This is a genomic window from Corynebacterium variabile (assembly GCF_006539825.1).
Classification (GTDB): domain Bacteria; phylum Actinomycetota; class Actinomycetes; order Mycobacteriales; family Mycobacteriaceae; genus Corynebacterium; species Corynebacterium variabile.
In genome coordinates, this window is the sequence record NZ_BJNT01000015.1 from 83,137 (window position 1) to 105,611 (window position 22,475).

General features: G+C 66.7%; 24 protein-coding genes, 2 tRNA genes and 3 pseudogenes. 19 read left to right on the forward strand and 10 right to left on the reverse strand.

Annotation, left to right across the window (positions count from 1 at the left end; translation table 11 throughout):
- The first annotated feature begins 14 nt into the window (after positions 1 to 14).
- Complete coding sequence (locus CVA01_RS09890; RefSeq protein WP_141330416.1) at positions 15 to 653, forward strand: mycothiol-dependent nitroreductase Rv2466c family protein; 639 nt, start codon at positions 15 to 17, stop codon at positions 651 to 653.
- On the opposite strand, the gene CVA01_RS09895 is transcribed toward CVA01_RS09890, so the two are convergent.
- The 3 genes and pseudogenes from CVA01_RS09895 to CVA01_RS09905 form a co-directional block, all read right to left on the reverse strand.
- The gene (locus tag CVA01_RS09895; RefSeq protein ID WP_141330418.1) at positions 654 to 1,874 is read right to left on the reverse strand and encodes a tyrosine-type recombinase/integrase; all 1,221 of its coding nucleotides are present in this window, start codon (positions 1,872 to 1,874) and stop codon (positions 654 to 656) included.
- 140 nt (positions 1,875 to 2,014) lie between these two features.
- Complete coding sequence (locus CVA01_RS09900) at positions 2,015 to 2,194, reverse strand: hypothetical protein (protein WP_141330421.1); 180 nt, start codon at positions 2,192 to 2,194, stop codon at positions 2,015 to 2,017.
- Positions 2,195 to 2,396: 202 nt separating this feature from the next.
- A pseudogene (locus CVA01_RS09905) lies at positions 2,397 to 3,732 on the reverse strand (ISL3 family transposase).
- 502 nt (positions 3,733 to 4,234) lie between these two features.
- Here CVA01_RS09905 and CVA01_RS14925 point away from each other — a divergent pair.
- The 4 genes from CVA01_RS14925 (at position 4,235) to CVA01_RS09925 (ending at position 5,848) form a co-directional block, all read left to right on the forward strand.
- On the forward strand, positions 4,235 to 4,396 hold the full coding sequence (locus tag CVA01_RS14925) for a hypothetical protein (protein WP_014009360.1): 162 nt from the start codon (positions 4,235 to 4,237) through the stop codon (positions 4,394 to 4,396).
- Between the two features lie 4 nt (positions 4,397 to 4,400).
- A complete protein-coding gene (locus tag CVA01_RS09910; protein ID WP_014009361.1) occupies positions 4,401 to 4,640 on the forward strand; it encodes a hypothetical protein in 240 nt (79 codons plus the stop codon).
- Between the two features lie 194 nt (positions 4,641 to 4,834).
- The gene (locus tag CVA01_RS09915; RefSeq protein ID WP_141330423.1) at positions 4,835 to 5,014 is read left to right on the forward strand and encodes a hypothetical protein; all 180 of its coding nucleotides are present in this window, start codon (positions 4,835 to 4,837) and stop codon (positions 5,012 to 5,014) included.
- 357 nt (positions 5,015 to 5,371) lie between these two features.
- A complete protein-coding gene (locus CVA01_RS09925; protein ID WP_014009364.1) occupies positions 5,372 to 5,848 on the forward strand; it encodes a ribose-5-phosphate isomerase in 477 nt (158 codons plus the stop codon).
- A gap of 37 nt (positions 5,849 to 5,885) precedes the next feature.
- Here the strand turns inward: CVA01_RS09925 and CVA01_RS09930 are convergent, their stop codons facing one another.
- Positions 5,886 to 6,104 carry a hypothetical protein gene (locus CVA01_RS09930; protein ID WP_141330425.1) on the reverse strand — a complete coding sequence of 73 codons (219 nt, stop codon included), beginning with the start codon at positions 6,102 to 6,104 and terminating at the stop codon, positions 5,886 to 5,888.
- Between the two features lie 76 nt (positions 6,105 to 6,180).
- Between CVA01_RS09930 and CVA01_RS09935 the strand changes: the two genes are divergently transcribed.
- The 9 genes and pseudogenes from CVA01_RS09935 (at position 6,181) to CVA01_RS15585 (ending at position 13,001) form a co-directional block, all read left to right on the forward strand.
- Positions 6,181 to 7,941, forward strand: a complete 1,761-nt coding sequence (locus tag CVA01_RS09935; RefSeq protein ID WP_141330427.1) for a pyruvate dehydrogenase — start codon at positions 6,181 to 6,183, stop codon at positions 7,939 to 7,941.
- A gap of 97 nt (positions 7,942 to 8,038) precedes the next feature.
- A tRNA-Gly gene (locus CVA01_RS09940) sits at positions 8,039 to 8,113 on the forward strand.
- An 80-nt stretch (positions 8,114 to 8,193) separates the two neighbouring features.
- Positions 8,194 to 8,736 carry an acyl-CoA thioesterase gene (locus tag CVA01_RS09945; RefSeq protein ID WP_041630466.1) on the forward strand — a complete coding sequence of 181 codons (543 nt, stop codon included), beginning with the start codon at positions 8,194 to 8,196 and terminating at the stop codon, positions 8,734 to 8,736.
- 86 nt (positions 8,737 to 8,822) lie between these two features.
- Positions 8,823 to 8,896, forward strand: a tRNA-Pro gene (locus CVA01_RS09950).
- 262 nt (positions 8,897 to 9,158) lie between these two features.
- Entirely contained in the window at positions 9,159 to 10,517 is a 1,359-nt protein-coding gene (gene tig, locus CVA01_RS09955; RefSeq protein WP_141330429.1) for a trigger factor, read from the forward strand.
- A gap of 260 nt (positions 10,518 to 10,777) precedes the next feature.
- Complete coding sequence (locus CVA01_RS09960) at positions 10,778 to 11,389, forward strand: ATP-dependent Clp protease proteolytic subunit (RefSeq protein WP_174775631.1); 612 nt, start codon at positions 10,778 to 10,780, stop codon at positions 11,387 to 11,389.
- Positions 11,390 to 11,408: 19 nt separating this feature from the next.
- Positions 11,409 to 12,077, forward strand: a complete 669-nt coding sequence (locus tag CVA01_RS09965; protein ID WP_052302586.1) for an ATP-dependent Clp protease proteolytic subunit — start codon at positions 11,409 to 11,411, stop codon at positions 12,075 to 12,077.
- A 215-nt stretch (positions 12,078 to 12,292) separates the two neighbouring features.
- Positions 12,293 to 12,574, forward strand: a pseudogene (locus CVA01_RS09970) (dioxygenase family protein); the annotation flags it as partial.
- A gap of 139 nt (positions 12,575 to 12,713) precedes the next feature.
- Positions 12,714 to 13,001 carry a helix-turn-helix domain-containing protein gene (locus CVA01_RS15585; protein WP_141330431.1) on the forward strand — a complete coding sequence of 96 codons (288 nt, stop codon included), beginning with the start codon at positions 12,714 to 12,716 and terminating at the stop codon, positions 12,999 to 13,001.
- Here the strand turns inward: CVA01_RS15585 and CVA01_RS09980 are convergent.
- Entirely contained in the window at positions 12,893 to 13,198 is a 306-nt protein-coding gene (locus CVA01_RS09980; RefSeq protein ID WP_141330433.1) for an alpha/beta fold hydrolase, read from the reverse strand. The two genes, CVA01_RS15585 and CVA01_RS09980, sit on opposite strands and share 109 nt — an antisense overlap.
- Positions 13,199 to 13,208: 10 nt before the next feature.
- Positions 13,209 to 14,459 (reverse strand): acetyl-CoA C-acetyltransferase, encoded by a 1,251-nt coding sequence (locus CVA01_RS09985; RefSeq protein ID WP_141330484.1) that lies wholly within the window; start codon positions 14,457 to 14,459, stop codon positions 13,209 to 13,211.
- A 78-nt stretch (positions 14,460 to 14,537) separates the two neighbouring features.
- Here CVA01_RS09985 and CVA01_RS09990 point away from each other — a divergent pair.
- Positions 14,538 to 14,912, forward strand: a pseudogene (locus CVA01_RS09990) (CoA transferase subunit A); the annotation flags it as partial.
- On the forward strand, positions 14,909 to 15,562 hold the full coding sequence (locus CVA01_RS09995) for a 3-oxoacid CoA-transferase subunit B (protein ID WP_141330435.1): 654 nt from the start codon (positions 14,909 to 14,911) through the stop codon (positions 15,560 to 15,562). The pseudogene CVA01_RS09990 and the gene CVA01_RS09995, both read left to right, overlap by 4 nt.
- A gap of 16 nt (positions 15,563 to 15,578) precedes the next feature.
- Here the strand turns inward: CVA01_RS09995 and purU are convergent, their stop codons facing one another.
- The 3 genes from purU to CVA01_RS14930 form a co-directional block, all read right to left on the reverse strand.
- Positions 15,579 to 16,457, reverse strand: coding sequence for a formyltetrahydrofolate deformylase (purU, locus tag CVA01_RS10000; RefSeq protein WP_141330486.1), 879 nt, complete (start codon positions 16,455 to 16,457; stop codon positions 15,579 to 15,581).
- 69 nt (positions 16,458 to 16,526) lie between these two features.
- Positions 16,527 to 17,387 (reverse strand): alpha/beta fold hydrolase, encoded by an 861-nt coding sequence (locus CVA01_RS10005; RefSeq protein ID WP_141330437.1) that lies wholly within the window; start codon positions 17,385 to 17,387, stop codon positions 16,527 to 16,529.
- 65 nt (positions 17,388 to 17,452) lie between these two features.
- On the reverse strand, positions 17,453 to 17,602 hold the full coding sequence (locus tag CVA01_RS14930; RefSeq protein WP_158307490.1) for a hypothetical protein: 150 nt from the start codon (positions 17,600 to 17,602) through the stop codon (positions 17,453 to 17,455).
- A gap of 144 nt (positions 17,603 to 17,746) precedes the next feature.
- Here CVA01_RS14930 and clpX point away from each other — a divergent pair, with 144 nt between their 5' ends.
- A complete protein-coding gene (gene clpX, locus CVA01_RS10010) occupies positions 17,747 to 19,021 on the forward strand; it encodes an ATP-dependent Clp protease ATP-binding subunit ClpX (protein ID WP_014009438.1) in 1,275 nt (424 codons plus the stop codon).
- 4 nt (positions 19,022 to 19,025) lie between these two features.
- Here clpX and CVA01_RS10015 read toward each other — a convergent pair whose 3' ends face one another.
- Positions 19,026 to 20,027, reverse strand: a complete 1,002-nt coding sequence (locus CVA01_RS10015) for a TetR family transcriptional regulator (protein ID WP_141330439.1) — start codon at positions 20,025 to 20,027, stop codon at positions 19,026 to 19,028.
- Positions 20,028 to 20,258: 231 nt separating this feature from the next.
- Between CVA01_RS10015 and CVA01_RS10020 the strand changes: the two genes are divergently transcribed.
- Both CVA01_RS10020 and CVA01_RS10025 read left to right on the forward strand, forming a co-directional pair.
- On the forward strand, positions 20,259 to 21,269 hold the full coding sequence (locus tag CVA01_RS10020; RefSeq protein WP_141330441.1) for a malate dehydrogenase: 1,011 nt from the start codon (positions 20,259 to 20,261) through the stop codon (positions 21,267 to 21,269).
- A 69-nt stretch (positions 21,270 to 21,338) separates the two neighbouring features.
- Complete coding sequence (locus CVA01_RS10025; protein ID WP_141330443.1) at positions 21,339 to 22,472, forward strand: alpha/beta hydrolase; 1,134 nt, start codon at positions 21,339 to 21,341, stop codon at positions 22,470 to 22,472.
- The last annotated feature ends 3 nt before the right edge of the window (positions 22,473 to 22,475 follow it).

Sequence of the window (22,475 nt, forward strand, 5' to 3'; positions counted from 1 at the left end):
TAAGATCGGCGCACATGAGCACACCAGTCACCATGTATTTTGATGCGATCTGTCCCTTCGCCTGGGTCACCAGCCGGTGGCTCAAGGAGGTGGAGAAGGTCCGAGACATCGACCTCAGTTACTCACCGATGAGCCTGGCGGTCCTCAATGAAGGACGCGACGAGCTGCCGGAGGACTACCGGAAGTCCATGGAGGCGGCCTGGGGGCCGGCACTGGTCGCTGCTGCGCTGCAGATCAACGACCCGTCGAAGGTGGACGCCTACTACACGGCGATCGGCACGCTCATCCACAACAAGGGTGAGGGTCACAAGCAGGGCGCCGGCGCCTACGATCCGCTCATTGCCGCGGCACTGTCCGAGGCGGGGGCGGACGCCTCCTACCTGGACTACGCCCACAAGCGTGGCTCCGAGGACGGTTCGGTCGAGGCCGATCTGCGGACATTCCAGGACAAGGCGATGGAGAAGGTCGGCAATGACGTCGGTACCCCGGTCGTCGAGCTGGGCGGTCACGCGTTCTTCGGACCGGTCATCACCCGGGTGCCGAAGGGTGAGGAGGCCGGCGCCCTGTTCGACGCCGCCGTGACCCTCGGCAGCTACGAGCACTTCTTCGAACTCAAGCGCTCCCGCACCGAGGACCCGGACGCCGCAATCTAGTCACTGAACTGCACAGGAATCATCACCCGTGAGGTCATCCGAGGCAGTAATTTCACCATTCTGCCCTTTTTCTGCCCTCACCAGATCCAGGACACCAGCCGCAGCGTCCCGGATCCGGGCGTCCGCCTTCGGCCACAGGTGCGTGTAGATGTCCAGCGTCGTGGACGCCTTCGCGTGCCCCATCGCCGCCTGCACCTCAGACGCCGGCGATCCGGCGGCGATCAATGCGGAGGCGTAGAAGTGGCGTAGGTCGTGCCACCCCACGTCCCGCAGACCGTGCGCGGTGATTACTGCCCGCATCACCGAACCCAGTGACGACCGGTCGTGCCACACTCGGTCCTTCACCGACCGACTGGTGCCCCGGTAGGGGAAGACGGGTCCGGACCGGTCCAGCTGTGGGTGCTCCCGCAACTGCTCCGCGATGACGAGGATCGTCTCCTCTGCCACGGGGATCGTCCGGTGCGACTTCTCCGTCTTCGGCACCGGCACCCACCTGGCACCACCCGGTGCGACCTGACCATTCACCGTGATGGTGCGGCGCAGTGTGTCCACGTCCTGGACCCGCAGCCCGGCGATCTCGGAGATACGCAGACCGGCACCGACGACGACGGCCTGCATCATCCGTGCCGCCTCTGGCCGCTTCGGGGTGTCCTTCGTGTGTGGTTGCCGCCGGCCATTCTTCTGCCGCGGTGCGGGCTTCCCGTCACGGGTCGCGGTGATCAGCGTGGCTACCTCAGCGACGGTGAGGAGGTCCTGCCGGGACACTGCGCGCTCCGGCGCAGCCTTCGGTATCTTCACGACCGGGACGCGGCCGATCATGCGGTCCTCGTGGGCGCGTTTCAGGAGGCCGCAGACCTGTCCGACCATCGTCGCAGCGGTGGACTCCGCGAGAGGCTTCCCCTGCTGCCATGGCCTGCCGCCGTTGAGCTGGTTCCGCCACGCGGTGATGGTGGACGCCCGGATCTTCCCGACTGGTGTGCGGTCGAGGGGCCCGAGGTTGTCGACCAGGGCCTGCCGATTGCTGACAGTGTTCTCCTTCGTTGCTTCGGCCAGCCACTCGCGGGCAATCACGCCGAGGGGTGTGGCGGCATCCTCTGGGGCTATGTAGGTGCCGCTACGGACGGAGACTGCCTGGGCCTGCTCGAAGGCGATGGCGGCTTTCTCCGTGTCGAAGATTTGCCGCGCTGCTCGCCGGCGTCGTCGTAGTAGCGGGCGACCCATCGGACTTTCCCGGTCTTTGGTTTGCCTTTCTTCGGCCGGCGCTGTGCCATTGCTACACTGCTCCTTGTCTGATGCTTCGGACACTCCTGCGCCCGCCACCTTTCCCGGTCACGGGGGGCCGCTTTCGTGCGCCTGGTGGTCTAGCAGTTGAGCGCTTCTGAATCTTCGTGGGCGCCCTGGAAACCGTCGCAGTTCGCTGCCGTGCCCGCTCCGCCGATCTCCGCATTGCCAACGTTCCCGCCGCGCATGGCGTCCTCTTCGGTCCAGTTCGGATCCACCTGACCGAAGCTGTAGTCGGGGAACTGGCCGGATGCGTCCATCGCGTCTTCCATCTGCTGTTGGCAGGATGCGCTGTACCCGCTTGTTCCATCTCTGTAGAAAACGGTGCCGGGCTGGTAGAGGGTGAAGTCAGTGGCGGGGTCTGATGTAGGAACTGGTGACAGTTCTGGTTAGGCCGCGAGGGCCAGTTCGTCGTTCATGATGGTCTCGAATTCGATCGGCGTCAAACGGGCTCTTCGCCTTTCAGAGTGCGTCAACTGCTCCGCGGAGTCCTCCCGAGTGGATCAGTGACCTCAAGATGTAGTGTTCCAGGTTCCTGAACCCCAACGCGATCCCGCGTAGGTGCTCCAACCGTCCGTTGAGTCGGGCCTCGACCGGCCCGTTGGACGCGCCGGTGTCGAAGTACGCCAGGATTGCGGCCCGCTTACGCCACAGGGTCCGCCCCAACGTCGCCAGCTCCGTCAACCCCTTGGGAACCCCGGCCCTGATCCTCTTGATCAGCTTGAACATCCGCTTCTTCCCGTCCCGGGCCACCGACTCGTTGTAAGCGGCGATAATCTCCTGGTAGAAGTCCCACGTCACCTGGACCGCCACGTGTTCCTGCGCGGTGAGGACCTCATCGAGGCGTTCGGTACGTTTCGGGGTGACCAGGCTCCGGCGGGTCAACATCGCACGGCGGACCCCGTACAACGGATCACCCGCCCGGCCCCGGTGACCCAACGTGTCGTTCTGGACCCGCTGACGGCACAGATCCAGCTTCCCGGCGGCCAGATCCACGACATGGAACGGATCCATCACCTGCCTGGCTTTGCTGACCTGCTCAGACGCGCCCTTCGCATAACCGGAGTACCCGTCCATCGTCACGGTCTTCACCGTGTCACGGAACCGCTGCGGCCGGTCGGCGAGCCAGTCACCGAACGCGTCGGTCGACCGGCCGGGCACCATGTCCAGCAGGCGGGCCGGACCAGTGCCATCGACCTGCGGGGTCAGATCCACGATCACGGTGACGAATCCCGGTGTGCCGTCGCCGCGAACATGCTTCCACTTGTGCTCGTCGACGCCCCAGGACCCGGACATGGTCAAGACGACCCGGGTCACCGCCGGTGAGATGCCGGCACGCGGACAAGGCCAGGGTGCAGGTCTTCTTCCAACCGATCCCCAGGCCGCGGGCGCAGGCTTTCACGCTCATGCCGTCTGTCGCCATGCGCTGCAGGATCCAGCGGGTGACCCGGCGGGTCACCGATTGCCGGTCGTCGGCTGCCTGGGGGATCGAAGCACGGAAGATGGCGACGTTGCAGTCGTCGTTGCCGCAGACCAGCCGGGGTACACGTACGTGCAGGACGCTGGGGTGCCCGGCGATGGGCAGGTCTGTGAGTCGTCGTTCGACGTGGTCACGGACCCGGCAGCCCTGTCCGCAGCCCGGGCAGCTGAGGTCGACGGTCACCGGGTGGCAGTACAGGTGGGTGACGTCGCCGGCGTCGGCGGCGTTGTCGATGCTCAGGCCGAGTTCGGCGGTTCTGCAGATCGTGTCGGCGACGAGGTTCGGGGCAGCAGCAGGCGTGACGGTAGGGTGAGACATGGATCCTGGAGTGACTGATGAGGACGTTGAACACCTTCATCCTGTCACTGCAGGATCCTTCTACTTTCCCGGCCCCTGACCCCTTACATGTTGTAGCGGCCCATCCCGACGGCTTCACACTCGCTACTCACTCCGAAAGGCGAAGGGCCACTTTTCTCGTGTCTGAGGGAGGGGAGTTTTGCCCTTATCTGCCCTCCCCAGACCTTGGTCACCCCAGATTCCCCAGACGAGCAAGACATTTCAGAACATGCTGACCTGCATGACCGCAAAACCAGCTGGTGGCGAGACCCGCCCACTTCTTCGAGCTCAAGCGCTCGCGGACCGAGGGGCCGGACGCCACGGCGTAGACGAGAGGGGCCGGGTGGGACAGTAAGTCGGACGGGAAAAGTTTTCCGGTTTTGTCGGCGACACCGGTTCGGGTCCGATAGTGTTGTGCGCAGTGCACCGGGAATTCCCCGGAGACGGCACGATATCCCTTCTGACTTCCCCTAGGAGAACACCCATGGGCTCTCTCGACAGCATCGGCGCCTCCCTCGGCGACCTGACTGACCTCATCCACATCCTCGTCGGCCTGCTCAAGGGCGACGCCTCCGTCCTGAGTACCGACGGATCCATCGCCGGCAGCTTCGGCGGCGAGGGTCTCGGTTCCTCCACCGGGGAGTAACGGCATGGAACCGTTTTCCCAGCTCCTGTCTGACCTGGGCGATCTCAAGGACATCCTCCTGGGTGTCCTCGCCGGAAACGGTGGAGACGTGCTGAGTACTGAAGGTTCTCTCGCCGGCAGCTCAGGTGCCGGTGAGATCGCCGGTAGTGGCGTCGGTTCGGTGATGGGTTCGCTCGGCATCGACGAGGACACCGTCGGCCGGATTCCGACCAGTTGGCCGGACCTGATTACCGCAGGGTCCTGACCGGCCCCGGCCCCCGGCTCCACACGGCGGGCACCTGACATGACGTCAGGTGCCCGTCGTTGATGTGTGGTCACCCGTACCTGAGGGGTAGAAGGTGAGTACCCCCCCCTTAAATATTTCGGGTACTTAAAGAATAAAGTGTCACCAGACATTCATCATTCTTATGACATTCACACCTTCAAGGGGTACCAACCATGCTTGACACGATCAAGGCCCTTGTTTCTGATCTGACCCAGTTCGTCCACATCATCGTCGGTCTGCTCAAGGGCGGCGCTGTAGTCCTGAGCACCGAAGGCTCCCTGGCCGGTAGTTTGGGTGGCGAGGGTCTCGGGTCCTCCGCCGCGGATGTCGCTGACAACGCCGCAGGGGAGTAGCAGCATGGGAGAGTCTTGACATCCTCGGTCTTCTCAGCGACCTCTGGAAGGAAGTCGGCCCGCTCAAGGACATCCTCCTTGCGGTCCTCGGGGGCGACAACAGTCAGCTCAGCACCGAAGGCTCCCTGGCCGGAAGCAGTGCCGCCCGGGACACCGCCGGCAGCGTCGTCGGCTCCACGGTCGGTTCACTGTGGGGGCAAGATCTCGTGAACAAGCTCCCGAGCACCAACGGCCAGGCGTATTCGTCGGCGGAGGAACTCGGGATCCTCGACGACATTCTCGGCGCGCTCTGATCCCGCCCTCTCCATTCCTGCCCTACCGTGCCCTCGCTCGTTCCTGTCCGATACACTCACTGACATGCGTATCTACCTCGGCGCCGATCACGCCGGTTTCGACATGAAGAACATCATCGCCGACCACCTCAGGGCCAAGGACGGCATCGAGGTCATCGACTGCGGTGCCCACACGTACGACGCCGAGGACGACTACCCCGCCTACTGCATCGAGGCTGCCAAGCGGACCGTCGCCGACGAGGGCTCCCTGGGCATCGTGCTCGGCGGCTCCGGCAACGGTGAGCAGATCGCCGCGAACAAGGTCCCCGGTGCCCGCTGTGCTCTCGCCTGGTCCGTGGAGACCGCCAAGCTCGCCCGCGAGCACAACAACGCCCAGCTCATCGGAATCGGTGGCCGGATGCACTCCGAGGAGGACGCCCTCGCCATCGTCGACGCCTTCATCGCCCAGGCCTGGTCTGAGGCCGAGCGTCACCAGCGCCGCATCGACATCCTCGCCGAGTACGAGAAAACCGGCGTCGCCCCCGCCCTCCCGGAGGCCTGAGTTTCCCTCCCGTCGACCCCCCCCTGAGATCCCCCTGTCAGCCTTCGCGGCGACGGGGGGATCTCTTGTCGGACCACTCGGTCACCACCTCGGCGTCCCACAGCGTCAGACCGTGGACCTTCGCCACCGGCTCGGGGGCGCGTCCCCGGGTCGCGTAGCTGGTGAAGGTTCCCCTGGCGGTTCCGGAGAAGTCGGCACACTGCTGAGCGGTCCACAGCTCGTGGCCGGTGTCCGCGTCTATTATTTTCGGTCTCATACATTCACAGTCTACTGAAAAATCATGGACGGCCAGGGGGTGCGGTACGACCACAACGCGTCTATGGTCGGTTTCTATGGCACGTACTTATGCAGAACAGCTCGTCGACGCCCTCGAGGCACAGGGCGTCCGGCGCATCTTCGGTCTCGTCGGCGACAGCCTCAACCCCATCGTCGACGCCGTCAAACGCAGCAGCATCGAATGGTTCCACGTCCGCAACGAGGAGGCCGCCGCGTTCGCGGCCGGGGCGGAGTCCCTCGTCACCGGTCGGCTGGCGGTCTGCGCCGGTTCCTGCGGCCCGGGCAACACCCACCTCATCCAGGGTCTCTATGACGCCCACCGCAACGGCGGCAAGGTCCTGGCCATCGCCAGCCACATCCCGTCGCAGTTCATCGGCTCCCACTACTTCCAGGAGACCCACCCCGAGGCGATCTTCCAGGAGTGCTCCGGCTACTGCGAGATGGTGAACTCCGCTGCGCAGGGTGCCACCGTCCTCCACCACGCCATCCAGTCCACGATGGCCGGCAACGGCGTCTCAGTGCTCGTCGTCCCCGGCGACATCGCCGGGGACCGGGCCGTCGAATCCCCGCAGCTGAACTCGGCGATCTCCGTCGAGAAGCCCGTCGTCCACCCGGCCGCCGGTGAGCTCAAGGCCCTGGCCGAGGCGATCAACAAGGCCCGCAAGGTCACCATCTTCGGTGGCGCGGGCTGCGCAGGTGCCCGCGACCAGGTCTTCGCGCTCGCCGGGCACATCAAGGCCCCGGTCGGTCACGCCTACGGTGGCAAGGAATTCCTCCACTACGACAACCCCTACGACGTCGGCATGTCCGGCCTTCTCGGCTACGGCGCCTGTTCCGAGGCTTTCGAGGACGCCGACCTCCTCATCCTGCTGGGCACCGACTTCCCCTACTCGGAGTTCCTGCCCCGGGACACCGACACCGCCCAGGTCGACATCAAGGGCCGCAACATCGGTCGCCGCACCACCGTGAAGTACCCGGTCACCGGTGACGTCGCCGCGACCATCGACGACCTGCTCCCGCTGCTCGACGAGAAGACCGACGCGTCCTTCCTCGAGCGGATGCTGAAGCGTCAGGCGTCCAACCTGGAACACGTGGTTTCCGCGTACACGAGGAACATCGAGAAGCACACGCCGATCCACCCGGAGTACCTCACCTACGTCCTCGACGAGCTCGCCGACGAGGACGCGGTGTTCACCGCCGACACCGGAATGTGCAATGTGTGGCACGCCAGGTACATCAACCCCAACGGCAGGCGTCAGCTCCAGGCGTCCTTCCGCCACGGGACGATGGCTAACGCCCTGCCGCAGGCGATCGGCGCGTCCGCCGCGACCGAGGGGAAGCGTCAGGTCGTCGCGATGTGTGGTGACGGCGGGCTCGGCATGCTCATGGGTGAGCTGCTCACCGTCAAGCTGCACCAGGTCCCGCTCAAGGCGATCGTCTACAACAACTCCACCCTCGGCATGGTGAAGCTGGAAATGCTGGTCAAGGGCCTGCCGGACTTCGGTACCGACCATGAGAAGGTCAACTACGCCGACATCGCCGAGGCCTGCGGCATCAAGTCCTTCCGCATCGAGGACCCGAAGGATGTCCGCCGCGTCCTCACCGAGGCGCTGGCCTATGACGGCCCGGTGCTCGTCGACGTGGTCACCGACCCGAATGCGCTGTCCATCCCGCCGGAGATCTCGCTGGAACAGGTCGCCGGATTCACCCGGGCCGCCACGAAGACGGTGCTCGAGGGTGGCGTGGGCAAGATGCTGGACCTGGCGAAGTCCAACCTGCGCAACATCCCGCGTCCCTCCGGTTTCAAGGGGTTGTAGGACGCTGCCGGTACGCCCCGGGTGCCCCGCATTTGCACCCTCCGGGCACCGGTGGTGTATGGTCAATGACGGATTCCCGGTAGCCGGGAGACCGCAGGGGAATGTCGTATAGTGGCTAATACCTCAGCCTTCCAAGCTGAAGACGCGGGTTCGATTCCCGTCATTCCCTCCACGTGAGACCCCGACCGGACGGTCGGGGTCCCTTTTTGTTTCGTGGGTAGGGGAGCACCGACCCCGGTAGTGTTCCGCTGCGTGAATCTCTACCTCCGACTTCTCACCACCGTGCTCCGCGGCCGGTTCCTGCCGCGCCTGAGCCCCTGGCACACCAGCGTCAAACCGATGCGCGTCCTGCCGAACGACCTGGATCTGCTCGGCCACATGAACAACGGCCGCTACCCGACGGTCCTCGACCTCGGACGCATCGAGCAGATGTACCGCAGCCGGATCCGTCAGGAGACCCGGGCCCACGGTGCGTACTTCGTCGTCGCCGCGCTGACCATCAACTACCGCCGGTCCCTGCTGCCGTGGCAACGCTATGAGATCCGCACCCGGTTCCTCGGCGCCACGAAGTACGGCACCTTCGTCGAGCAGGTCTTCGTCGGCGTCGGTGATCACGACGGCGAGGTCTACGCCCATGCCGTGGTCCAGCTGCGTGCCCTGAAGAAGAACGGCGGCTCACTGTCGGACGCCGAACTGGCCGAGATCTTCGGCCCCGCCCCCGACGACCGCGTCGTGCCCGAATGGGTCATCAGGTGGGCGGAGGACAACCGCGAGGCTGCGAAGGTCGCACGGTAACGGCACCCCACCGTTGCCCTGCTCATCCGGCACCCCGTAACATCTGGCAGGTGGTACCGCCGGTGTGACCGGAGGTGCCGGAGACCCGGGATATGGCGCAGCTTGGTAGCGCACTCGCTTTGGGAGCGAGGGGTCGTGGGTTCAAATCCCGCTATCCCGACGGATGCCGTCGCGAAGGTCGCCGCGTGTACGGCTCACACCGCAGGAACCTGTCAGGAACCTGTGGTGACGGACCCCGGCGACCGCCGTCGACGGTCGCACGATAAAATCGGTCCCGACCGATGCCGGTGGCCGTGAGATACAGGCCGACCCGGATGCCGCACAACGGTGTGGTGAGGGTCAGGGAGCCGGACGCCACCGCGTCCCCGGATCCCGCCGGACGATGAATAACACCAGACAAGAACACACAGGAGTGTGCACCCGTGAAGAGCTCCGTTGAATCGCTGAGCGCAACCCGCGTCAAGCTCACCGTCGAGGTCCCCTTCGACGAACTGAAGCCCGAGTTCGACAACGCCTTCAAGAACCTGGCGCAGCAGGTTTCGCTGCCCGGTTTCCGCAAGGGCAAGGTCCCCGCGAAGATCCTGGAGGCCCGCCTGGGCCGCCCGGCGATCCTCAACGAGGTGCTCAACGACATGCTGCCGAGCCGTTACGGCGAGGCCGTGCAGGAGCATGACCTCAAGGTCCTCGGCCAGCCGGACATCGACATCGCCGAGCTCGAGGACAACGACCACGTCACCTTCACCGCCGAGGTCGACGTCCGCCCGGAGATCGAGGTCCCCGACTTCGCCGGTATCTCCGTCGAGATCGACGCCGTCGAGGCCGACGCCGAGGCTGTCGACCACGAGCTCGGCCACCTGCAGGCCCGCTTCGGCACCCTGAAGCCGGTCGAGCGCGCCGTCGCCGACGGTGACTTCGTCTCCATCGACATGTCCGCCACCATCGACGGCGAGACCGTCGACGACGCGACCACCGAGGGCCTGTCCTACGAGGTCGGCACCGGTTCCCTCGTCGAGGGTCTCGACGAGGCCCTCATCGGCCTGTCCGAGGGCGAGTCCAAGGAGTTCACCTCCAAGCTGGTCGCCGGCGAGCACACCGACGAGGACGCCGAGGTCTCCGTGACCGTCAAGTCCGTCAAGGAGCGCGAGCTCCCGGAGCTGGACGACGACTTCGCCCAGCTCGCCTCCGAGTTCGACACCGTCGAGGAGCTCCGCGAGTCCATCAAGGGCCAGGTTGAGGAGCAGCTCAAGGGCCAGCAGGCCACCGACATCCGCGACAAGGTCCTCGCCGCCGCTCTCGAGCAGACCGAGGTCCCGCTGCCGGAGTCCGTGGTCCAGGAGCAGGTCGACGGCCAGATGCAGCAGCTGCTGAGCCAGTTCGGTGGCGACGAGAAGATCTTCGAGCAGATGCTCGCCGCCCAGGACATCACCCGCGAGAAGTTCGAGGAGGATGCCCGCGAGGCCGCCGAGGATTCGGTCCGCACCCAGCTCTTCCTCGACTCCGTGGCGGACATCGAGAAGCCGGAGGTCTCCCAGCAGGAGCTCACCGACCACATCATGTTCACCGCGCAGCGCTACGGCATGGACCCGAACCAGTTCGTCATGCAGCTGCAGCAGTCCGGTCAGATCGCCAACCTCTTCGCTGACGTCCGTCGCGGCAAGGCCCTGGCCCTGAACATCTGCAAGGTCACCGTCACCGACTCCAAGGGCGCCTCGGTCGACCCGAAGGAGTTCTTCGGTGAGGAGGCCGGCGAGGCTGAGGTCGAGGCCACCGACGCCGAGTAGTACCCGCGAATCACCCGCACCGGGTGATTCGCACCGAGGACGCCGTACCTGTGGGTGCGGCGTCCTTCTGTATGTCCGGGGGACGCCGGGCCACCCGTGCGCTGTCAGCGAACAGGGCCGGGGGACGCGGGCGCACCTCCCGTGCGTTGACTACTGTGGAGCCCAGTCACTCCACAAATCACACCCCGGTGACCCGGGGCGGACGCCGTCCGCCCTCCCGGATGCCGTGGTCACACCTTGAACGAGGAGCCTAAGTGAGCATGAACGATATGTCGGCCGGCCAGGCACTGCAGTCCGCGCAGATGAGCGCCGCGTCGGGGATGAGCCTCAACGACTCGGTCTTCGAGCGGCTGCTGCGCGAGCGGATCATCTTCCTGGGGACCCAGGTCGACGATGAGATCGCCAACAAGCTGTGCGCGCAGATCCTGCTGCTCAGCGCGGAGGATCCGGAGCGGGACATCTCGCTCTACATCAACTCCCCGGGTGGTTCCGTGACCGCCGGTATGGCGATCTTCGACACGATGCAGTTCGCCCCCTGCGATGTCGCCACCTACGGCATGGGACTGGCGGCCTCGATGGGGCAGTTCCTGCTTTCGGCCGGCGCCCCCGGCAAGCGTTATGCGCTGCCGCACGCCCGGATCATGATGCACCAGCCGTCCGCTGGCGTCGGCGGCACCGCGTCGGACATCGCCATCCAGGCGGAGCAGTTCGGTGAGGTGAAGAAGGAGATGGCCGCGCTCATCGCCGAGCACACCGGACAGTCGGTGGAGACCATCCGCAAGGATTCCGACCGCGACCGGTGGTTCAAGGCCCAGGAGGCCAAGGAATACGGTCTGGTCGATCACGTGATCAGCTCGCTGAAGGACAAGTAGGAAGATGGGAATCGAGAACATGACAGGTTTCACGCACGCCAGCGAACTGACCGGTGAGGTTGCCGGGGCGCAGCTCCCGCAGTCCCGCTACATCCTCCCTTCCTTCGTCGAGCACTCGTCGTACGGGGCCAAGGAGTCCAACCCCTACAACAAGCTCTTCGAGGAGCGCATCATCTTCCTGGGCACCCAGGTCGACGACGCCTCCGCGAACGACATCATGGCCCAGCTTCTGGTCCTCGAGGGTCTCGACCCCGACCGGGACATCACCATGTACATCAACTCCCCGGGTGGTTCCTTCACCTCCCTGATGGCGATCTACGACACGATGCAGTATGTCCGCCCGGACATCGTCACCGTCTGCCTCGGCCAGGCCGCGTCCGCCGCCGCCGTGCTGCTCGCCGCGGGTACCCCGGGCAAGCGTGCCGCGCTGCCGAACTCGCGCGTCCTCATCCACCAGCCGGCGACCCAGGGCACCCAGGGCCAGGTTTCCGACCTGGAGATCCAGGCCCGGGAGATCGAGCGCATGCGTCGCCTCATGGAGGAGACCCTGTCCCGCCACACCGGCCAGACCGCTGAGCAGGTCCGGCTCGATACCGACCGTGACAAGTTCCTCACCGCCGATGAGGCGAAGGAGTACGGCATCATCGACCAGGTCTTCGAGTACCGGAAACTCTCGGCGCAGAAGTAGTATCTCTCCGAGATACCATAACCCGTACGCTGCCCCCTTTTTTTCCTGACCCGGATTCACCGGCTAAGGACAAGTGCAGCGTACGGGTTGTTTTTTCGCATGTAGCTGTTCGCATAGTGAACGCTTTGGCGTGGAGCGCACACGATCGTAGAGTGAGAGCCACATCACTTGTAGTCATCACCTGTAGCCGATCAGCGCAGAGAAGGTTGTCGCACATGATCCCCATCGGCAATGCCACCGTCGACGGGACCTTTGCGCCGCTGCACTTCCCGGAGTACCGCACCACGGTGCTGCGTAACCCGAGCAATGACCTGCTCATGGTGCCGCAGCGGCTGGGCGAGCTCAGCGGCCCGGTCTTCGGTGCCGCCGATCTGCGTGGCGAGGACAATGACCTGACCAAGGTCAACGGGGGAGAGGCCATCGGGCAGCGCATCTTCGTCCACGGCCGCATCACCGGCGAGGACGGTCGCCCCGTCCCCGAGACCCTCATCGAGGTCTGACAGGCCAACTCCGCCGGCCGCTAGCTGCACTTCCCGGGGAGGTTGTGAACACGACCAGCGGGGCTGACATGAAAGAAGACCTCCGGTAACCGTTGAGGGTGAACCACCACCAACAACGAGGAACTGGGAGGCCTCCATGTCACACCGTAACGCACCCCTGACCTCGACGGGCAGGGCACGACTCGTCAGTCTGATCATCGATCACGGATGGAGCCAACGCCGCGCCGCGGAACGGTTAAACGTTTCACCGGCCACCGCCAACCGGTGGGTAACCCGACACCGGGCCGGCGAGTCACCTGACACCGGGCCGGCGAGTCACTGGGCGACCGCGCCGCCGAGGGACAGTCCGGCCAGGTGGAAGGACGCCACCCTCAGTGCGTCGAGGGTCGTGAGCAGGTCGGTGGCGATGTCGGAGACGGTGTAGCGCGTGGTGTCGTCGGTGGGGACCGGGGAGCCTCCGTGACCGGGGTGGTCGACGGCGATGACGCGGGCGTCGGCGGACAGGGCGTCCATCTGCGGCAGCCACATGTCGGTGGTCGAGCCGATGGAGCCGGTGAGGACGATGACGGGGGCGTCGGAGCGGCCGGAGCGGGGCCCGACGGACACGGAGTGCAGGATCATGGTCTCTTCCTTACACGGCACGGTCGATGACGGCGGCGAGGCCCTGGCCACCGCCGATGCACATGGTGGCCAGACCCAGGTCACCGCCGGTGCGGGCGAGCTCGTGGCACAGGGTCACGAACAGGCGGGCACCGGTGGCACCGACCGGGTGCCCCAGGGAGATACCGGAGCCGGACGGGTTGAGGCGGGAATCTGAAGGATCGAGGTCCCACTCGGAGAGCACGGCGAGGACCTGCGCGGCGAAGGCTTCGTTGAGCTCGATGATGTCGAGGTCGTCGAGGCTCAGTCCCAGTCGGGACAGGACCTTCGCGGTCGCCGGGACCGGGCCCACACCCATGGTCTCCGGGGCGACACCGGCCACGGCCCAGCCGCGCAGTCGGGCGGCCGGAGTCAGTCCCAGCTCGGCGGCCCTGGCACGGGTGGTGACGATGAGGGCGGCGGCACCGTCGTTCTGGCCGGAGGCGTTACCGGCGGTGACAGTGGCGTCCTCGTCCTGACGTGCCCGGACCGGACGCAGCCCGGCGAGCGTCGAGGCGGTCGTGCCGGGACGCGGGTGCTCGTCGGCGGTGACGGTGATCTCGGGGTCCTTGCGGCGACGGCCGGGCACGATGACCGGCACGATCTCGGCGTCGAAGAGTCCCTGCTCCTGGGCGGCGACGGCGCGCTGCTGGGAACGGGCGGCCAGGGCATCCTGCGCCTCGCGGGACAGGGAGTACTGCTCACGGAGATTCTCGGCGGTCTCGATCATGCCGCCGGGGATCGGGTGGTTGCGTCCACCCGCAGTCTCGCGACCCTGGGCCAGACGGTCGTGGAGCACGAGGTCACCGCCCTTGACGCCCCAGCGGATCGAGCCGTCGACGGCGTACTCAATGGTGGACATGGACTCCGCACCACCGGCGATGACCAGGTCAGCGGCACCGCAGGCGGTGTGGGCGGCGGCGGTGGCGACGGCCTGCAGACCCGAACCACAACGGCGGTCGAGCTGCATGCCGGGGACGGAGTCGCCGAGGCCGGCGTCGAGGGCGACGACGCGGCCCAGGGCGGGAGCTCCACCCGCGGGGGACGCCTGGCCGAGGATGACGTCGTCGATGTCCTCAGGGGAGATGCCGGAGCGTTCGACGACCGCCTTGACGACGGTGGACGCCAGATCCTGGACGGGGATGCCGGAGAATACGCCGCCGTAGGTGCCGACCGGGGTGCGCAGCGGGGCGCACAGGACGATGTCAGAGTCGGCGGGGGCGGGAATGCGGGAGTCGGTTATCGGGGTGCCTTTCTGGTGGGTGATCAGTGGGTGAGCGCGTAGTCGGTGGAGATGAGGTCCGCGGTGCGGATGACCGCGGGAAGGAAGGTGCGCTACAACACCGACGGCACCCCGGCCGAGCTGTCCCCGCCGAAGGAGTCCCGCGTCTTCAACGGCGAGGAGTACATCCTCGAGACCGCGATCCGTTCCGACTTCGGGCTGATCCACGCCCACAAGGCCGACCGCAAGGGCAACCTCGTCTTCAAGGAGACCGCCCGCAACTTCAATCCCGAGGCCGCCCAGTGCGCCCGGGTCTCCGTCGCCCAGGTCGAGTACCTCGTCGACGACCTGGACCCGGATGAGGTCCACCTGCCCGGCATCTACGTCGACCGCGTGGTCGTCGTCGGCCCGCAGGAGACCGGCATCGAGAACCACACCACCCGCCCCGCGCAGACTGCAGAGGAGCTCTCATGACCTGGGACCGCAATCAGATGGCCGCCCGTGTGGCCGCCGAACTGAGCGACGGACAGTACGTCAACCTCGGCATCGGCATGCCGACCCTCGTCCCCGGACACCTGCCCGAGGGCATCGGGGTCATGCTCCACTCCGAGAACGGCGTCCTCGGCGTCGGCCCGTACCCCACCGAGGACGAGGTCGATCCGGAACTGATCAACGCCGGCAAGGAGACCATCACCGTCGTTCCCGGCGCGAGCTTCTTCAGCTCCTCCGAGTCCTTCGGCATGATCCGGTCGAAGTCGATCGACGTCGCCGTTCTCGGCGCGATGGAGATCTCCCGGTTCGGTGACCTCGCCAACTGGATGGTGCCGGGCAAGATGGTCCGCGGCATGGGCGGGGCGATGGACCTGGTCCACGGCGCGGCGAAGATCATCGTCATGACCGAGCACCTCACCAAGAAGGGCACCTCGAAGATCGTCGAGCAGTGCTCCCTGCCGCTGACCGGTGCGAAGTGCGTGGACCTCATCGTCTCCTCGCACGGTGTCTTCGAGGTCGACCCGGTGACCGGGCTGACCCTCGTCGAGTGCGCCGACGGTGTCACCGTCGACGAGCTCCGCGAGATCACGGACGTGACGTTCGAGGTCGCCCCGGCGCTCATCAACGCCTGAGGCTGACCAGGCGGAGTCAGAACACGATCGTGTGGTTCCCGGTGCGGATCACCCGGTCCTGGGCATGCCAGGACACGGCACGCGAGAGCACCGACCGCTCGACCTCCGCGCCACGCTGACGCAGGTCAGTGACGGAATCGGCATGGGTGACCCGCACCGTGTCCTGCTCGATAATCGGACCCTCGTCGAGATCCTCGGTGACGTAGTGGGCGGTGGCACCGATGAGCTTCACACCGCGCTCCCACGCCCGGCGGTAGGGGTCCGCGCCGACGAACGCCGGCAGGAACGAGTGGTGGATGTTGATCACCGGGACGCCGAGCTTCTCGAGGAAGTCATTCGAGATGATCTGCATGTACCGGGCGAGGACGACGAAATCGACGTTGCCCTTGAGCAGGCGCAGGATCTCCGCCTCTGACTCGCTCTTGTCCGGTCCCTTCTGGGAGGGAACGTGGAAGAAGGGGACGCCGAAGGACCTGACATCCTCGGCGGTGGTGGTGTGGTTGGAGATCACCATGGGGATGGTGACCGGCAGATCACCACGACGGTGACGCCACAACAGGTCCAGCAGGCAGTGGTCGCCCGACGAGGTGAGGATCGCCATCCGCTTCGGCACGGTGCGGTCGCTGAGTGACCACTGCATGCCGTAGGGGGCGAGGGTTTCGGCGAGATCGGCCTGGATGTCCTCCATCGCGGTGACGAGGTTGTCGCGGTGGAAGACGATGCGCTGGAAGAACTCCCCGTCCTGGTCGTTACTGGAGTACTGGTCCAGGGCGGTGATGTTGCCGCCGTTGCGGGTGATCACCGCGGAGACATGGGAGACGATGCCGGGCTGGTCAGGGCCGTGGACGATGAGGCAGGCCTGGTCGATCAGGGAGGGGATGGACGGTCCTGTCATGCCGGACGTGCTCACTTAGGGTTCCTTAGGGTACGGGGGTTGGTCGTACGAGTCGTACGGGGCGTCCCCTCAGTATGCCGTCCAGTGCTTCCGCAGTGCGTCACCGACCTCCCCCGGCAGCTCCACCGGGAGTAGATGGGCCCCGGGGAGGACGAGATGGCGCACCGCTGTGGGGATCGCGTCATTCATCTGTGCCAGGGTCGCCGGGGGACAGGTCGGGTCCTGTTCACCGGCCAGGGTCAGGGTGGGGGCCGTGATCTGGCCCAGGAGTTCCTGCCCGTGGAAGGTGGACAGGGCATCGCACGCTCCGGCGTACCCCTCGACGGTGGTGCGGGTGATCATCTCCTGGACCGCGAGCGCGGTGCCGGGCCGGGTGCGCCGGAAGTCCCCGGTCAGCCAGCGGGGGACCGTGCCCACGGACAGTTCCCGCAGGGTGATGATCCCGCGGCTGCGGATCGCCAGCGCCTTGGTCGACCAGTCCGCGGGATCCCCGAAGGAGGGGGCGGTGCACATCAGGGTCAGGGTGCGGACGCGCTGCAGGGCATGTGCCGCGATGTGCTGGGCGACGGCTCCGCCGATCGACAGGCCGACGAGATCGACGGCGCCGGTGCCGAGGATGTCGAGGGTGTCGCAGACGTCGGCGGCCAGATCGGCGATCGTGGTCGGACCGGCCGGTACCGCCGGCCGACCCCCGGCGTCCTCGTCATCGACGGTCTCCGACCTGCCGGGCAGCGCGCCGGGCAGCGGGGACGCCCCGTGGCCGCGGTGGTCCAGGGCGATGAGACGGAAAGACTCCCCGTCCGGGATGCCGCTGACGGCGTCCTGGAGGGGAGTCCACATGTCCACGGAGGAGCCGAGCGCGCCGAGCAGGACGACGGAGCGGGCGTCCGGACCTTCGTGGCCGGTGATCCGGGAATGCAGGATGGTCATGGCGACCAGCCTACGGAAAAGCCGGGGTGGAGCCGGGCAGACTACCGGGCCGACTACCGGGCTGGCTACCGGGCAGAGGAGTCTGCGGAGGCCTCCGGGGTGGCCGGCGTCGCGACCTCCGGGTTGGACAGCTGCTCGATCTCCTCGAGGGCACCTCCGTCGAGCGTCTCGAGGACTCCCTGAGGTGGAACGCCGTGTAACAGCGCGTCTCCCATGGGTTCTGATCCGCCAGGGGTACACTCGAGCGAAGCTGACCGGTCCGCTGTGCCCCTCTTCTCCGGGGGAGTACCGCCGGACCGGCCCGACGAGTCAGATGAGCCCCGACGAGATCACAGGAGTGGCCCGAGACCATGGCGTCAATGCAGGAAAGCGGCGAGCTGCTGAAGTGCTCGTTCTGCGGCAAGAGCCAGAAGCAGGTGCGCAAGCTGATCGCCGGCCCCGGCGTGTACATCTGCGACGAGTGCATCGAGCTGTGCAACGAGATCATCGACGAGGAGCTCTCCGCCGGTGGCGGTGACGTGGACACCACCGATCTGCCGCACCCGGCCGCCATTACCCGCTTCCTCGACGAGTACGTCATCGGCCAGGATGACGCCAAGCGCACCCTCGCGGTCGCCGTCTACAACCACTACAAGCGGACCAGGGCCGAGTCCTCGGACGCCACCGCCCGCCGTTCCGACGACGAGGTCGAGCTCTCGAAGTCGAACATCCTCATGCTGGGACCCACCGGTTCCGGCAAGACCTACCTCGCCCAGTCCCTGGCCCGCATGCTGGACGTCCCCTTCGCCATCGCGGACGCCACCAGCCTCACCGAGGCCGGCTATGTCGGCGAGGACGTGGAGAACATCCTCCTCAAGCTGCTGCAGGCCGCCGACTTCGATGTCGCCCGCGCCCAGCAGGGCATCATCTACGTCGACGAGCTCGACAAGATCTCCCGGAAATCCGAGAACCCGTCGATCACCCGCGACGTCTCCGGTGAGGGCGTGCAGCAGGCACTGCTGAAGATCCTCGAGGGTACGGTCGCCGCCGTCCCGCCGCAGGGGGGACGCAAGCACCCGAACCAGGAGTTCATCCAGTTCGACACGAAGAACGTCCTGTTCATCGTCTCCGGTGCCTTCGCCGGCCTGGAGAAGGTCATCTCAGACCGTCGCGGGAAGAAGGGCGTGGGCTTCGGCGCGGAGATCCGCGGCAAGGCCGACGAGGAGAAGGACCCCTTCCGGTACGTCGAGCCGGAGGACCTGGTGAAGTTCGGTCTGATCCCCGAGCTCATCGGCCGGCTGCCCGTCATCACCCACGTCGGTCACCTCGACTCCGACGCCCTGGTGAAGATCCTCACCGAGCCGAAGAACTCCCTGGTGCGCCAGTACCAGCGACTCTTCGAGATGGACGGGGTGCGCCTCAGCTTCGAGGAGGACGCCCTGCGCGCCATCGCGGAGAAGGCTCTGGACCGGGGGACCGGTGCCCGTGGTCTGCGGTCGATCGTCGAGTCGATCCTGCTGCCGGTGATGTTCTCCATTCCGGACGACACCGGCACCGGCGAGGTCATCATCACCGGGGACAGTGTACGTACCGGTGCCGACCCGCAGCTGCTGACCCATGAAGAGGTCGCCGAGCGCGAGCAGCGCTCCGCCTGATCTCTCAGTCGTCGTAGAGTGAGCTGATTCCGTCGTCGGCGGTGTTCTCGTCGTCGTCGGCACCCTCGCGGTACTCGAGGTAGTCGAGGAAGCCCGGCTCTGTGTCCACGGCGACTCCGCTCCACGGCGTCACCGGCACGGGATCGGCGTCCTCGCCGTCCTCGTCGGCCGGAGTTGCCGCAGCGTCCTCCTCCTCGGGCACGGTGTGGTCGCCCCCGTCCCCGGCGGAGTACAGCGACGCCGACACCGAACCGGGGGTCATGACCGTGGGGGAGGCGTGGGTGTAGGAACTGCCCTGCGCCGTCGGCATCGACGTGGTGAGGAACGCCAGGACAGTGTCACAGGCCAGCATCTCCAGCCCCTCGACGGTCGGACCGTAGTCCACGTCGGTGGCGTAATGGCCGTAGAAGGTCGAGCCCTGGGCGGCGGGGAAAGCGCACAGGGAGGTGATGAGGACGTAGACGTCCTCGGCGGAGATCCCGGGGCGGAAGGCACCGAAATCCTGACCTCGCATCAGCACCCGGTCGATCTGGAGGACCACCGGGGAGGATTCGAGGGTCTCAGGGCGTCGGGTGACGTGGGCGTGACCCTGGATGTTCTCGGTGAGGATCAGCCGCACGGCATCCGGGTGGGCGCGGTGACGCCGGTAGGCGGTGCGTACCAGCGCGCGGACCGCCTCGGCGGGGGAGTAGTCCTCGACGTCCATGTCGGACGGTCGGGGCCACACCAGCCGGAAGGCGTAACGCAGTGCCTCGTCGTAGAGTCCCTCGACGTCGGAGAGCAGCGGGTGGTCCGCCGGGACTCCGGCGCCGACGGCGATGTCCCCGGTGTTCGCCTGGAGACCGGACCTGACCAGTTCGGGCAGGGCGGTGTCGAGGATGAGGCGGTACTCGTCAATGGAGCAACCGTAGCGTCGGAAGGTGTCGGGCAGGACCTCGAGGCGCGCGGCAACGTGGTTCCAGTCGGAATCGTCGGTGATGACCGGAGTTGCGGGGTGCAGCGTCATGCCGGGCGTTCCTTCCTGGGGTGGGCGATCCGGGCTTTCGGGGGTGAGACGGAAGTTGTTTTCACCCCCGTACTGACCGGCGTCCTGATGAATACGGGCAAATGCCAGACTAGTAGGTCTACTACATACGGTGGATACACCCGAACCGGTGTCCACCTAACAGGGGGTGATCCGCGGAATGCACTTAGACTGGCGAACGGACGACCCGCCGACCCATAAGGAGTGCCCACCGTGCAATCCCCCGCCCCTGTCACCTCACCTGTCACCGTGACCGTCACCGGCGCCGCCGGACAGATCGCCTACGCCCTTCTCTTCCGCATCGCCGCCGGCGAGGTCTTCGGCCGCGATACCGTCGTCAACCTCAACCTCCTGGAGATCCCCGCGGCCACCACCGCCGCCGAGGGCGTGGCCATGGAGCTGCAGGACGCCGCCTTCCCGCTGCTCGGTACCGTCACCGTCACCGATGACGCCGCCGTCGCCTTCACCGGGGCGGACGCGGCGTTCCTCGTCGGTGCCAAGCCCCGGGGCAAGGGTGCGGAGCGCTCCGAACTGCTCGCCGACAACGGCGGCATCTTCGGCCCGCAGGGTAAGGCCATCGCCGCTAACGCCCACTCGGGCGTCCGCGTTCTGGTGGTCGGTAACCCGGCGAACACCAACGCCGCCATCGCCGCAGCCGCTGGCGGACTGCCTGCCGGTTCCGTCACCGCGATGACTCGGCTGGACCACAACCGTGCCCTGTCCCAGGTCGCCCAGCGGCTCGGGACGCCGGTCGCCGGCCTGCACCGGATGACGGTGTGGGGCAACCACTCCACCACACAGTTCCCCGACATCACCGAACTCGTCGACGACACCGGACGCCCGCTCGCCGAGGATCTCGGTGGACCGGAGGGGACCTGGAACACCGACGAGTTCATCCCGAGGGTCGCCAAGCGCGGCGCGGAGATCATCAGTGTGCGCGGTTCTTCCTCGGCGGCGTCCGCGGCCTCGGCGGCGGTGGACCACATGCATGACTGGGTCCACGGCACCCCGGAGGGGGACTGGGTCTCGGTCGTCCTGCCGTCCGACGGTTCCTACGGCGTGCCTGAGGGTCTGATGTGCAGCTTCCCGTGCCGCTCGGTCGACGGCGCCTGGCAGATCGTGCAGGGCCTGGAGCTGTCCGAGGTGCAGCGGACGCGGTTGGACGCCTCGGTCGAGGAGCTCGCCGACGAATGGTCGACGGTGCAGGAACTCGGTCTCGTGTAACCCGGGCCGAAACTTTTTCGGGGGGTAGATATTCCCTCGGGTGGGGTCTACCTCCTATAGTTGTGATCTATGTCACAGTCTTCGCAACTGAATGCCCGTTCCAGCGCCAACCAGGGGGCGGAGACCTACCGCCCCTCTGTGCCCGACCGGGTCATCGCCGCCGGGGCCCGCGCCCTCCGCTTCATCCCCGCTCCGCTGCTCTCGGTCTTCTCCCGGACGAACAACTCCGGCGACCGGCTCGACGGTGACGTCGCCCTCTCCCTGCTCACGCTGAAACTCGTCGGCGGACCCGACATTGCCGACCAGGACGCCGTGGACGCCCGACGCAACGTCGACCGGCAGGCCTACCTCGCCGGCTCCTGCGGGACGAAGTCACCGGAGGTCGGACTCGTCGACCACCGCATCGTCGACGGCGTCCGCGTGCGCGTCTACACCCCGGCCGGTGCGGCCCGGTGGCAGGGCGGTAAACCGGCGCCGGCCATCATCTACATGCACGGGGGAGGGTGGGCGACCGGGTCCCTCGACAGTCACGACTCGACCTGCCGCTTCCTCTGCCGTCGCAGCAGTGTCCAGGTGTACTCCATCGACTACCGCATGGCCCCCGAGCACCCGTTCCCCGCGTCGCTGGAGGACGCGACCACCGTGATCTCGGCGGCCGTGTCCGGACGGATCGCCGAGATAGACCCGGAGAAGGTCATCATCGCCGGCGATTCCGCCGGTGCGCACCTCGCCACCGCGTCCACGCTCTGGCTGCGTGACCGGGGACTGCCGCAGCCGGCCCTGCAGATGCTCTTCGCGCCGATCGTGGACCTCCGGGAGGTCGACGAGGTGATGGCGACCTACGCGAGCCGCCGCGAATTCCACGACGGCCCGTACATCACCGAGGACCACTTCCGCTGGTACGACAAGGCCTTCGTCGGTGAACTCAGCGACGAGGAGCGACGGGGTGACCTCGTCTCCCCGATCCTGGCCGAGGACTTGTCCGGGATCGCCCCGGCCTATGTCGCCGTTGCCGGACATGACCCGCTGCGTGACGAAGGCGAGGCCTATGCCGCCCGCCTGGATGAGGCCGGGGTGCCGGTGACGGCACGTCGACACCGCGGCCTGGTGCATCCCTTCGTGAACTCCAGTGTGATGTGGTCGGGGTCCGGGCGAGCCCTGGATGAGGCGGTCGGTGCGGTGCGGCACGTGCTGGGTATCTGAGCG